Here is a 13,032-nt window from a genome sequence, read left to right on the forward strand (position 1 = left end):
CCAACGATCGAAGGCAGTCCGATGGATCTCACGCCCGACCCGAAAGCGCCGACACGCCGCGACTTCCTGTCTCTGGCCGGTGGCGGTGCTGCCGCTGCGTTCGCATCAGGCCTGCTGGGCACAGGGTCCGCGCTGGCCGAAAGTGCCTTCCCGGACCACGCGCTGCGCCTGGTCGTTCCCTTTCCCGCCGGCGGCCCGACCGACATCGTCGCGCGGCCGCTGGCCTTCCTGCTGGCCGATCCGCTGAAGCAGCAGATCGTGGTCGACAACCGCGGCGGCGCCGGCGGCGCGATCGGGGCCGAGCTGGTCGCCAAGTCCCCGCCCGACGGCTACACGCTGCTGCTCGGCACGGTCGGCACGCAGGCCATCAACGCCTCGCTCTACAAGAAGCTGCCCTACGATCCGGCCCACGACTTCACCGCGCTCGGGCTGGTCGCGAGCGGTCCGGTCGCGCTGGTCGCCAACACCGCGGCCCCGTTCTCGAACGTGGCCCAATTCATCGCCGCCGCCAAGGCCCAGCCGGGAATGATCACCTTCGGCTCGGCCGGCAACGGCACGCCGGGCCACCTGACCGGCGTGCTGTTCTCGAAGGCCGCCGGCATCCAATTGCGGCATGTGCCCTACCGCGGCAGCGCGCCGGCCGTCACCGACCTGCTCGGCAACCAGATCACCGTCATGTTCGACCCGCTGCAGTCGGTGCTGACGCAGGTGCAGGCCGGCAAGCTGCGCCCGCTGGCGGTCAGCGGCACCGCGCGCTCGCCGGTGCTGCCGAACGTGCCCACGATGGCCGAGGCGGGGCTCCAGGGCTTTTCCGCCGAGGCCTGGTGGGGCGTCTACGGGCCCGCCAACCTGCCGGCCGCCGTGACTCAGACCTTGCGCACGGAGATCGAACGGGTGGTCCGCTCCGATGCCTTTCGCGACAAGCTCGCGAGCCTGGGCGTGCTGCCCACCCCCATGACCGGCGAAGCCTTCGCGGAATTCAATCGCAGCGAGCTCGCCAAGTGGGGCAAGGCGGTGCGCGATTCCGGCGCCTCGCTGGACTGATGTCCCTCCACCACCACGACACCGAGATGTCATGAAACTGAACGAACAAGAGCAAGCCATCCTGGCGGGCGAAGCAGGGCCGGTCCCGCGCTGGGCCCTTCAGCACCAGATCGCCGTCGGCGATTTCTTCGGCGCCGGGGATTTCGTGCCGGTGACGCAGGCGCACATCATGGCCGACACCGAAAGCCTGGGCCAGGCCGGCGTGATGTGGCTCGAGAAGCTGGCCGCGACGCGCGAAGGCCAGCGCACCGTGCGCATTCCGACCATCACCGATCCGCGCGGCACCGACTTCGCCAAGTCCGAGGTGCTCGGCCAGAGCGAGTGGATGCTCGAGCTGGAGCAGCGCGCCATCGATGCCTTCGTGCAGCTCGGCGTCTCGATGACCGACACCTGCATCAACTACCAGACCATCCAGGCGCCCACGCGCGGCGAGCACCTGGCCTTCGGCGACACGGGCGTGGTGATCTATTCGAATTCGGTCTGCGGCGCGCGCTCGAATTTCGAGGGTGGCCCTTCCGCGCTGTCGGCCGGACTGACCGGGCGCACGCCGCGCTACGGTTTCCACCTCGACGCGCAGCGCCAGGCCACGGTGCGCTTTCGCGTCGACCACACGCCGCAGAGCCTCAACGAATGGGGCGCGCTGGGCGGCGTGATCGGCCGGCTTGCGGGCAACTACTGGTCGGTGCCGGTGGTCGAAGGCCTCGAAGGCGCGCCCGGCTCCGATGCGCTCAAGCACTTCGGCGCCGCGATGGCCAGCTTCGGCTCGATCGCCCTCTTCCACCTGGTCGGCATCACGCCCGAGGCGGTGCGCATCGAGGATGTCGGCGGCGAGCGGCTGCCGGTGGCGCACCGCATCGGCGAGGCCGACATCCGCACGCTGCAATCGCAGTACGCGGCAAGCGACGAAATCGACGTGGTGGTCTTCTCCGCGCCGCAGCTCAGTCTCTACGAACTGCGCGAGCTGTCCGCGCTCTGCGAAGGGCGCCGCTTCCAGCGGCCGCTGCTCGCGATCACCAGTCCGCAGGTCAAGCCGGACTGCGACCGCATGGGCTTCACCGCAAGGATCGAGGAAGCCGGCGGCCATGTGATGTCGGGCATGTGCTTCTACCAGTCCTATGCGCGCGAGATGGCGGATGCGAAGGGCTGGAAGCGGCTGGCGACCAACAGCGCCAAGCTGGTGAACATTCTCGGCGGCTACGGCTACGTGCCGATGCTGGCATCGATGGAGCGCTGCGTGCAGGCGGCCGAAACAGGGAGGCTGGCATGAGCGGCAGCAACAGCAGCGAATGGCTGGCACGGCACGCGATCGGCCAGCGCGTGCGCGGCGAAGCGCTGGTGGCGCACGATGGCTTCTCGGCGCGCTACGACCTCGACCGCAACCGCGGCATCTTCTCGCGGCCTGCGCACCAGCTCGCCGGCCAGTCCTATGCCGGCAAGATCCTGGTGCTCGACACCGCCAAGGGCGGCGTGGCGAGCGCCTGGATGCTGCACGAGATGGCTTCGCGGCGGATGGTGCCGCTCGCGATCGTGTTCAACACCGTCAACCCGATCCTGGTGCAGGGCGCGGCGTTCGGCGGCATCACGATGCTCGCGGGCTTCGACGAGGACATCACGGCGAAGGTGCCGCACGGCGCCACGGTCGAGATCGATCCCGTGCGCAAGTCCTTGCGCGTGCTGACCTGAGCCGGCGCCACATGGCGATGCCGCGTTCGAGCGCAATGACGGTCGATCGGGCGACCGCCGTCTCGCTCTACCAGCAGATCGCCGACCGGCTCAAGGCGGAGATCGCCGGCGGCGCCTTCGCCACCGATGGGCGGCTGCCGGCCGAGCGCGAGTTCATGACGCGCTTCGGCGTCAGCCGCGTGACGGTGCGGCAGGCGATGGCGCAGCTGCTGCGCGACGGGCAGGTGGTGCGCAAGCAGGGCAAGGGCACTTTTGTCGCCGGCCAGAAGCTGCAGCACGAGCTGCATTCGATGCGCGGCTTCTACGATTCGCTGCTGCAGCAGGGCGTGCATCCGAAGACGCGGCTGCTGGCGTTCTCGGCCGTCGGGCGCGATGCGGGTGCGGGCAAGGAGCACGGCTTTGAGCTGCGCCGTCTCTACACGGTCGACGACGAACCGATCGCGCTGGTCTGCGCATGGCTGCCGCCGGAGGCCGCGGCCGTGTCGTGGCAGCAGGCGAGCGAGCATCCGATCTACGGCATCCTCGAAAAACTGCTGAAGCTGAAGGTCGCCCGCGCGAGCGTGCACATCCGGGTGCAGCCGGCCGATGCGGACGTCGGCAAGGCGCTGCGACTGGCGAAGAAATCCTCCGTGCTGGTAATGGCGCGCGAGTCCTTTTCCGCGGATGAACGATCGCTCGAACGCAGCACCTTCTTCATCCGGCCCGAGCGCTATGAGTTCGTGCTCGATACCTTTGGGCCGTTGCCGATCAGTTCTTCGATTCGGGATGCCGAGAAGGGGGTGTAGTTGCTCCCTCTCCCTCTGGGAGAGGGTTGGGGTGAGGGCGCTGGGCCTTTGATTTGTGCGTTGCGTCTGATCAAAGGCCGGAGCCGGGAATTCGCCCCGGCGGGCGACTCACTTCTTTTGTCTCGCCAAAAGAAGTAAGCAAGAAAAGGCGACCCCACTGTGCGCGTCCCTCCGCTTCGCTGCGGGCAACCTGCGGTGCTCGCTTCAGGCGGGGTCTCGCTCAAACTCGCTTCGCTCAAACAGTCGCGAGCCCTTATCCGCCTGAAGCTGCGCTCCTCGGCACGCACAGAGGGGATGAGGATCAACGCGCCGTGGCGCGTCCTTGTGTGAGGCGGTGCGGTGCGACGATTGCGTGGATGGTCCAGTGGATGTGCTCATAGACCGTAAACCACCGAGGGCCCGCAAGCGACAAGTGCATTGGCAATTAGCAATTAGCAATTAGCAATCAGCAGCGGGACCCCGTCGCCGTTGGCTGTTCCAAGGCCGAGCGAAGCAATGGCCCGAGAAACACATATACGCGCCATGGCGCGTTGACCCCAAGCCCCTCTGTGCGCGCCGAGGAGCGCAGCTTTTCGCGGATCAGGGCTCGCGACTGTCTGAGCGAAGCGAGTTTGAGCGAGACCCCGCGAAAAGCGAGCACCGCAGGTTGCCCCGTAGCGAAGCGCAGGGGTCGCGCACAGTGGGGTCGCCTTTCTTTGGTTACTTTCTTTGGCGAGACAAAGAAAGTGACTCGCCCGCCGGGGCGAATTCCCGGCCAACAGCCTCACCAACGCTGACAACAATTCAAAGGCCCGGACGCCCTCACCCCAACCCTCTCCCAGAGGGAGAGGGAGCAAGAGTTCAGTGCGTAGGCACCAAGAAATCCTGGCTGATCCGCCACCCCAGCTCATTGACGCGATCGAGAAACTGCGTCAGATAGGCATGCAACCCGGTCGCAAGGATCTCGTCGACCCGTCCATACTGCAAGTCGGCCAGCAGCTTGCCCGCACGCCGCTGCGTTTCGGCGCTCTGCTCGTTCTTGACCTTGTCGAGATTGCTCACCACTTCGTGCAGACTCGCATGCAGTGAGCGCGGCATGTCGACGCGCAGCATCAGCAGCTCGGCCACGCGCTCGGGCTTGATCACGTCGCGGTACACCTTGCGGTACACCTCGAAGGCCGAGACGCTGCGCAGGATCGCGCTCCAATGGTAGAAGTCGTACTCCTGATCCTCCTCGGTCGCGGCGCCGAAAAACTCGCTGTTGAGCGCATGGAACTTGACGTCGACCAGCCGCGCCGTGTTGTCCGCGCGTTCGAGAAAAGTGCCGAGGCGCGAGAAATAAAAGGCCTCGTCCTGCAGCATGGTGCCCAGCGTCACGCCGCGCGACAGGTGCGAGCGGAACTTGACCCACTCGAAGAACTGCCCCGGGTCGCGCTCGAAATCGCCGGCGCGCAGCATGCGGTTGACCTCGAGCCAGGTCGTGTTCTGCGTCTCCCAGGCCTCGGTGGTGAGCGCGCCGCGCACCGCGCGCGCGTTCTCGCGCGCCGCCCGCAGGCACGACAGGATCGACGAGGGATTGGATTCATCCCGGACCATGAACTCCATCACCTCGCGCGGCGCGATGTGCGCATGCTTCTCATTGAAGAGCGGCAGCAGTTCGCTGATCGACAGCAGCCCCTGCCAGCCGTACTTGGCGACCTCGGCCGACTGCGGCAGCAGCGAAGTCTGGTAGTTGACGTCGAGCATGCGCGCGGTGTTCTCCGCGCGCTCGGTGTAGCGCGACATCCAGTAGAGGTGATCGGCGGTGCGTGACAACATGGTGCGATCTCCTCTTGCGGTCAGGTCGACGGGGTCTGCGTTTGCGACTGCGACTGCGCGCGCGGCCTGGCGCCGCGATCGGCCTCGAGGATCCAGGTGTCCTTGGTGCCGCCGCCCTGCGACGAATTGACCACCAGCGAGCCTTCCTTGAGCGCGACCCGCGTCAGTCCGCCGGGCACCATCTGCACTTCCTTGCCCGACAGCACGAAAGGCCGCAGGTCGATGTGGCGCGGCGCGATGCCGGCCTCGACGAAGGTCGGCGAGGTCGACAGTGCGAGCGTCGGCTGCGCGATGTAGCCGTCCGGTTTGGCCAGCACGGCCTTCTTGAAATCCTCGATCTCGGCCTGCGTCGCGGCCGGTCCGATCAGCATGCCGTAGCCGCCGGCGCCGTGCACTTCCTTGACCACGAGGTCCTTCATGTTGGCCATCGTGTAGTCGAGCTCGTCCTTGTTGCGGCACATGTAGGTCGGCACGTTCTTGAGGATCGGCTTCTCGTTCAGGTAGAACTCGATCATCTTCGGCACATAGGGGTAGATGGACTTGTCGTCCGCCACGCCGGTGCCGACCGCATTGCAGATCACGACGTTGCCTTCGCGGTAGGCGCGCATCAGGCCCGCGGTGCCCAGCGTCGAGGTCGGGCGGAACACCTCGGGGTCGAGAAAATCGTCGTCCACGCGCCGGTAGATCACGTCCACCCGCTTCGGCCCGCGCGTGGTGCGCATGTAGACGAAGTCGTCCTTGACGAAGAGGTCCTGCCCCTCGACCAGCTCGATGCCCATCTGCTGCGCGAGGAAGGCATGCTCGAAGTAGGCGCTGTTGTACATGCCGGGCGTGAGCACCACCACCGTCGGCTCGGCGGTCGCGGGCGGTGCGGAGGCGCGCAAGGTTTCGAGCAGCAGGTCGGGATAGTGGGCGACCGGCGCAACGCGGTTCTGGCTGAACAGGTCGGGGAAGAGCCGCATCATCATCTTGCGGTTCTCCAGCATGTAGCTCACGCCGCTGGGCACGCGCAGGTTGTCCTCCAGCACGTAGTACTCGCCCTTGCCGTCGGCGTCGGGCGCGCGCACGATGTCGATGCCGGAGATGTGCGAGTAGATGTCGTTGGGCACCTTCACGCCGGCCATCTCGGGCCGGTACTGCGCGTTGTTCAGGATCTGCTCGGCCGGCACGACGCCGGCCTTGATGATTTCCTGCTCGTGGTAGACGTCGTGGATGAAGCGGTTGAGCGCGGTCACGCGCTGGACCAGGCCTTTTTCCATGCTCTCCCACTCGTGCGCCGGGATGATGCGCGGCAGCAGGTCGAAGGGGATCAGGCGCTCGGTGCCGGAGCCGTCCTCGTCCTTCGCGCCGTAGACCGCGAAGGTGATGCCGACGCGGCGGAAGATCATTTCGGCCTCTTCGCGCCGCGATCGCATCACCTCGCCAGGCTGCTGCGCGAGCCATTGGTCGTAGCGCTTGTAGTGATTTCGCACCGCTGCGCCGTGGTAGGGCAGCTGCTCGTACATCTCGTCGAATTTGTGCATGGGACGACCAATCTCCTTGGCCGTAGCTTAGCAAGTTCGAGGCCAAAGTCCGTCGGATTTCGCGCCCCTGCGAGGCGCCCGCCATCGAATTCGGCTCAGGGCACGAGGTGATGCCAGTAGCGCCGGGCCTCCTGCCGCTCGCATTTCACGGTGCCCGGAACCACGCTTGACCACGTGGCCGCGCCGCAGTGCGGCGAGTCGACGACGGCGATGCCGCGCTCGCGGTAACGCGCGATCACCTCCGGCGCCGGATGGCCGAAGCGGTTGCGCCAGCCGGCCTGGACCAGCGTGATGCGCGGCTGCACGGCATCGAGCAGGAAGGGGCTCGACGAGGTCTTGCTGCCGTGGTGCGGCGCCAGCAGCACGTCGGCATGCAGGGCCGTCGACCGGCCCGCCAGCGCCATCTCCTGCAGCCGCTCGATGTCGCCGGCCAGCAGCGCCGACGCATGGCCGTTGTCGATGCGCAGCACGCAGGAGACGGCATTGGGCTTGACCGATGGCGTGTAGTCGTCCGCGAGCGGATGGACGATCTCGAACCCGACGCCGTCCCAGGTCCAGTGCTGGCCAGCCACGCAGCGCTGCGCCGCCCGCAGGGCCTGCAGCGGATGCCCGGCCTCGATCGAGCTCAGCAGGCGCACCTGCGGCTGCATCGCGAGCACCGCGGGCGCGCCGCCGGTGTGGTCGCTGTCGCGGTGGCTCAGCACGAGCAGATCGAGCCGCTCGCCGAAGGCGCGCAAGAGCGGCACCAGCACGCGGTGGCCGGCATCGCTTTCGAGGCTGTAGCGCGGGCCGGTGTCGTAGAGCAGGCTGTGCGTGGCGGTGCGCACCAGCACCGCATTGCCCTGGCCGATGTCCGCGGCCAGCAATTCGAACTCGCCCGCGGCCGGGCGTGGCGCCTGCCACAGCAGCACCAGCAGCAGCAGCGGCAACCCGAGCGCGCGCATCGACCACGGCAGCTGCATCGCGAGCAGCACGCCGCCGGCCACGCCCGCCATGGCCGCCCACACGGGAGGCGCGGCCATCGACGCGGTCGCGAAGGGCAGACTGGCCAGCCATTGGAGGAGCCAGGCCAGCACCTGCACCGACCGGGCAGCCACGTCCCACAGCGGCGCCCATGCGACGCCGAGCATTGCGAGCGGCGTGACCACGAGCGTGACCCAGGGGATCGCGACCGCGTTGGCCAGGAGGCCGACGACGGAGATCTGCTGGAACAGCAGCAGGCCGAGTGGCGTCAGCGCCAGCGTCACGACCCATTGCTCGTGCCACAGCCGCGCCGCCCGGCCCATCCAGCCGGGCCGGCCTTCGCCCTGCGATCCGGGATCGGCAGCAAACAGCACGCCGACGGCCACGAAGCTCAGCCAGAAGCCCGCCTGCATCAACGCCCAGGGATCGACCCCCACAACGACCGCACAGGCGCACAGCCAGACGAAAGGCCAGGGCCAGCGTCGCCCGGCGAGACGCAGCAGACCGACCGTGACCAGCATCAGCACGGTGCGCTGCGACGGCACGCCCCAGCCGCTGAAGACCGAATAGAGCGTCGCCAGCAGCACGCCGCCGACCAGACCGGCCTGCTGCGCCGGCCACCACAGCATCAGCCGGCCGCTGCGGCGCCAGAGCGCGCCGACTGCCAGTGCGGCAAGCCAGGCAAACATGGTGATGTGCAAACCTGAGATCGACATCAGGTGCGCCACGCCGGTGGCGCGGAACACATCCCAATCGGCGCGCTCGATCGCATTCTGGTCGCCGGTGACGAGCGCGGCGATCACGCCGGCCATGCGCCGGTCGGCGACGCGCTCGAAGACCGCATCGCGCACGGCCTCGCGCGCGCGCTCGACCGGATGGCGCCAGGTGTCGCCGATGCGCTCGGGGCGCGCGTCGCGGGCACCGGTGCGCACATAGCCGGTGGCCTGTTCGCCCTGCTCCCACAGCCGCAATTCCTCGTCGAAGCCATGCGGATTGAGGCTGCCATGCGGCGCCTTGAGCCGCACCGTCATGCGCCAGCGCTCGCCGGCATGCACGGGCGCGGGCAGGCCGCTCGCCGCTCTTTGCAGCGAGGCTTCGTCGGACGCGCGGCCCCAGAGGCCGGTGTTGTCCGCATACCAGCCGAGCGCGATGCGCGGCGGCACGCGCGGCGGGCGGCCCTCCTTCGTCGCACCCTCGGCCCAGCGTGCCGACTCGACTTCGAGCGGGAAGCGCGCGGCAGCCTCGCTGCGTTGCGGCATCTGCGCGACCACGCCCACCACGTCCACGTCGCGACCTTCCAGCGCCGGCGCGAGCGCGTCGTCCTCATACCACGCCGATCGCCAGCCTGCGGCGCCGACACCGGCCAGCACGCCCAGCAGCAGCGCCGCGGCGAGCACGCCGAGGCCGCGCGGCAAGCGGCGGCCCGCACGCAGCAACCCCATCCCCGCTACCGCGGCTGCCAGCATCGCCGCATAGATCCACCAGCGCCACAGCGCCGCTTGCTGCAATTGCAGCGCCGCGCCCGGCACCGAACCCGCCATCACGGCAAAGGCGCCGAGGCCGCGCGTTTCCGGGCCCGGCGTCAAACGAAAACTCCCGACGACATCTTGCAATCCATCCCTTGCGCTTGTTCTGTGGCGCGCTAATTGCTATCTGCGTGGGCTAGTATGCGTCTCACCCGAGGCCCGCTCGACGTCACGAGAAAAAATGTCCATCCACGCCGCTCTCCACCACGTCACGCACTACCGATACGACCGCCCGGTGCAGCTCGGGCCGCAGGTGATCCGGCTGCGGCCGGCGCCGCATTGCCGCAGCCAGGTGATCTCGTACTCGCTGCGGGTCGAGCCCGAGCAGCACTTCATCAACTGGCAGCAGGATCCGTTCGCGAACTACCAGGCGCGCCTGGTGTTCCCCGAGAAGACGCGGGACTTCAAGGTCACGGTCGACCTCGTGGTCGAGATGGCGGTCTACAACCCCTTCGACTTCTTCCTCGAGCCGCAGGCCGAGAACTTCCCCTTCACCTACACCGAATCGCAGTCGCAGGAACTCGCGCCCTACCTCGTGGCCGACCCGGCCACGCCCCTGGTGCAGGCCTATCTCGACAAGATCGACCGCAAGCCGCAGCGCACCATCGACTTCCTGGTCGGCCTCAACCAGCAGGTGCAGAAGGACGTCGACTACCTGATCCGCATGGAGCCCGGCGTGCAGACGCCCGAACAGACGCTCGCCAACGGCTCCGGATCGTGCCGCGACTCGGGCTGGCTGCTGGTGCAGCTGCTGCGGCATGTCGGCCTCGCGGCGCGCTTCGTCTCGGGCTACCTGATCCAGCTCACGCCCGACGTCAAGGCGCTCGATGGCCCGAGCGGCACCACGGTCGACTTCACCGACCTGCATGCATGGTGCGAGGTCTACCTGCCCGGCGCGGGCTGGATCGGCCTCGATGCCACCTCGGGCCTGATGGCCGGCGAAGGCCATATCCCGCTCGCCTGCACGCCGACGCCGTCGAGCGCGGCGCCGATCGAAGGCGGGGTCGACCATGCCGAGGTCGAGTTCGGCCACGAGATGACCGTCACGCGCATCCACGAATCGCCGCGCGTGACCAAGCCCTACACCGAAGCGCAATGGGCCGAGGTGCTGGCGCTCGGCGACGCCGTCGATGCGCGCCTCGCGGCCGGCGACGTGCGCCTCACGATGGGCGGCGAGCCGACCTTCGTGGCGACCAGCGACCGCGATGCCGCCGAGTGGAACACCGACGCGCTCGGCCCCACCAAGCGCGGCTACGCAACCGAACTCGTGCACAAGCTGCGCGCCGAATACGGCCAGGGCGGCTTCCTGCATTTCGGCCAGGGCAAGTGGTACCCGGGCGAACAGCTGCCGCGCTGGGCGCTGTCGATCTTCTGGCGCGCCGACGGCCAGGCGCTGTGGCACGACCCCGCGCTGTTCGCGGACGAGCGCCATCCCACGCACTACACCAGCGAGCATGCGCGCCGCTTCACGAGCACGCTGGCGGGCAAGCTCGGCCTGACCGACCGTTTCGTGCAGGCCGGCTACGAGGACACCTACTACTACCTCTGGCGCGAGCGCCGCCTGCCGGTCAATGTCGATCCCTTCGATTCGAAGCTCGACGACGAACTCGAACGCGTGCGCCTGCGCCGCGTGTTCACGCAGAAGCTCGATGCCGTGATCGGCTACATGCTGCCGATCGAGGCCGCGAATGCCGACATCGATGCGCCCGCGCTCGCCGGCCCGGGATGGAAGACCGGTCCCTGGTTCCTGCGCGACGACCGCATGTACCTGATCCCCGGCGATTCGCCGATGGGCTATCGGCTGCCGCTCGATTCGCAGCCCTGGGCGAGCAAGAGCGACTATCCCTACCTGATCGAGCGCGATCCGACCGCGCCGCGCGCCGTGTTGCCGAGTGCCGAAACACTGCGTGCGCGCCATGCGACCGGTGCGGGTGCGCAGGCGGCCGACATCGGCACCGTGCCCTATGCCTTCGGCACGCCGCAGCAATCGTCGGTTGCGCTGCGGCTGCAGGCCGCGCGCAGCCGCACGGCCGCGATGGGCGATGCCGGCACCGAGGCGAACGCGATGGCCGGCGTCGATGCAGCCGCGACGCGCCAGCCGCAGCGCGGCGAATCGGCCGGCTGGGTCACGCGCACCGCACTGTGCGTCGAGGTGCGCGACCCGCGCCGCGCCAATGGCCCGGCGGCAGAAAAGGTAGGCAGCGCCTCGGGCGTGCTCTACGTCTTCATGCCGCCGCTGGCGCGGCTGGAGGACTACCTCGATCTCGTCGCCGCAGTCGAGGCCACCGCGCGCGAACTCGGCGTGCGCATCGTGATGGAAGGCTATCCGCCACCGCGCGATCCGCGCCTGAAGATGCTGCAGGTCACGCCCGACCCCGGCGTGATCGAGGTCAACATCCATCCCGCGCACAACTGGCGCGAGCTGGTCGACCACACCGAGTTCCTCTACAACGCCGCGTTCGAGACGCGCCTGTCGGCCGAGAAGTTCATGACCGACGGTCGCCATACCGGCACCGGCGGCGGCAACCATTTCGTGCTCGGCGGCGCGACACCGGCCGACAGCCCCTTCCTGCGCCGGCCCGAACTGCTCGCCAGCCTGCTGCTCTACTGGCACAACCATCCGTCGCTCAGCTACCTGTTCTCGGGCCTGTTCATCGGACCGACCAGCCAGGCGCCGCGCGTCGACGAGGCGCGCAACGACCAGCTCTACGAACTCGAGATCGCGCTCAAGCAGATCGCACGCAACCGCGAGATCCACGGCCAGAACATGCCGCCCTGGCTCGTGGACCGCACGCTGCGCAACATCCTGGTCGACGTCACCGGCAACACGCACCGCAGCGAGTTCTGCATCGACAAGCTCTACTCGCCCGATTCGAGCACCGGCCGCCTCGGCCTGCTCGAACTGCGCGCCTTCGAGATGCCGCCGCATGCGCGCATGAGCATCGCGCAGCAGCTCTTGCTGCGCGCCTTCGTCGCCCGCTTCTGGGATGCGCCCTACCAGGCGCCCGCGACGCGCTGGGGCACCGAGCTGCACGACCGCTTCCTGCTGCCGACCTTCGTGAAGATGGACTTCGCGGACGTCATCGCCGAGATGCGCCAGGCCGGCTTCGGCTTCGATGCCGACTGGTTCGCACCGCATCTCGAATTCCGCTTCCCGCTCGTCGGGCAGGTGCAGGCGATGGGCATCGAGCTGTCGCTGCGCAACGCGCTCGAACCGTGGCACGTGATGGGCGAGGAAGGCTCGGCCGGCGGCACCGTGCGCTATGTCGATTCGTCGCTGGAGCGCATCGAGGTGCGCGTGACCGGCCTCAACGAAAGCCGCCACGTGATCACCGTCAACGGCCGCGTGCTGCCGCTGCAGCCCACCGGCACCGTCGGCGAATTCGTGGCCGGCGTGCGCTACAAGGCCTGGAACCCGCCCTCGGCGCTGCACCCGGGCATCGGCGCCCATGCACCGCTCACCTTCGACATCGTCGACACCTGGATGAAGCGCTCGCTCGGCGGCTGCCAGTACTTCGTCGCGCATCCGGGCGGCCGCAACTACGACACCTTCCCGGTCAATGCCTACGAGGCCGAGAGCCGTCGCCATTCGCGCTTCTCGCGCATGGGCCATACGCCGGGGCCGATGAGCACGCCGCCGGCGACCATCGAGCTGGCGGGCAGCCGCGAATTCCCGTTCACGCTGGATCTGCGGCGCTGACAGGGGTGATG

At 68.3% G+C, this 13,032-nt stretch carries 8 protein-coding genes; 5 read left to right on the forward strand and 3 right to left on the reverse strand.

What is annotated here, in order from left to right:
• The first annotated feature begins 21 nt into the window (after positions 1-21).
• The 4 genes from E5P2_RS15580 to E5P2_RS15595 are packed head-to-tail and all read left to right on the forward strand — an operon-like array spanning position 22 to position 3,512.
• Positions 22-1,044: a Bug family tripartite tricarboxylate transporter substrate binding protein gene (locus tag E5P2_RS15580; RefSeq protein WP_162568040.1), complete on the forward strand. Its 1,023-nt coding sequence runs from the start codon at positions 22-24 to the stop codon at positions 1,042-1,044.
• A 31-nt stretch (positions 1,045-1,075) separates the two neighbouring features.
• The gene (locus E5P2_RS15585) at positions 1,076-2,311 is read left to right on the forward strand and encodes an aconitase X (protein ID WP_162568041.1); all 1,236 of its coding nucleotides are present in this window, start codon (positions 1,076-1,078) and stop codon (positions 2,309-2,311) included.
• Entirely contained in the window at positions 2,308-2,727 is a 420-nt protein-coding gene (locus tag E5P2_RS15590; RefSeq protein ID WP_162568042.1) for an aconitase X swivel domain-containing protein, read from the forward strand. Before E5P2_RS15585 ends, E5P2_RS15590 begins: the two co-directional genes overlap by 4 nt.
• 35 nt (positions 2,728-2,762) lie before the next feature.
• Positions 2,763-3,512, forward strand: coding sequence for a GntR family transcriptional regulator (locus E5P2_RS15595; RefSeq protein ID WP_232080715.1), 750 nt, complete (start codon positions 2,763-2,765; stop codon positions 3,510-3,512).
• Between the two features lie 840 nt (positions 3,513-4,352).
• Here E5P2_RS15595 and E5P2_RS15600 read toward each other — a convergent pair.
• The 3 genes from E5P2_RS15600 to E5P2_RS15610 all read right to left on the reverse strand — a co-directional run bounded on the left by E5P2_RS15600 (position 4,353) and on the right by E5P2_RS15610 (position 9,336).
• Entirely contained in the window at positions 4,353-5,309 is a 957-nt protein-coding gene (locus E5P2_RS15600) for an alpha-E domain-containing protein (RefSeq protein WP_162568044.1), read from the reverse strand.
• Positions 5,310-5,329: 20 nt separating this feature from the next.
• Positions 5,330-6,832, reverse strand: coding sequence for a circularly permuted type 2 ATP-grasp protein (locus tag E5P2_RS15605; protein ID WP_162568045.1), 1,503 nt, complete (start codon positions 6,830-6,832; stop codon positions 5,330-5,332).
• A gap of 95 nt (positions 6,833-6,927) precedes the next feature.
• The gene (locus E5P2_RS15610) at positions 6,928-9,336 is read right to left on the reverse strand and encodes a DNA internalization-related competence protein ComEC/Rec2 (protein WP_162570505.1); all 2,409 of its coding nucleotides are present in this window, start codon (positions 9,334-9,336) and stop codon (positions 6,928-6,930) included.
• Positions 9,337-9,502: 166 nt separating this feature from the next.
• Here E5P2_RS15610 and E5P2_RS15615 point away from each other — a divergent pair, with 166 nt between their 5' ends.
• Positions 9,503-13,021: a transglutaminase family protein gene (locus E5P2_RS15615; protein WP_162568046.1), complete on the forward strand. Its 3,519-nt coding sequence runs from the start codon at positions 9,503-9,505 to the stop codon at positions 13,019-13,021.
• The last annotated feature ends 11 nt before the right edge of the window (positions 13,022-13,032 follow it).

Origin of the sequence: Variovorax sp. SRS16 (assembly GCF_901827165.1) — a bacterium.
GTDB lineage: Bacteria > Pseudomonadota > Gammaproteobacteria > Burkholderiales > Burkholderiaceae_C > Variovorax.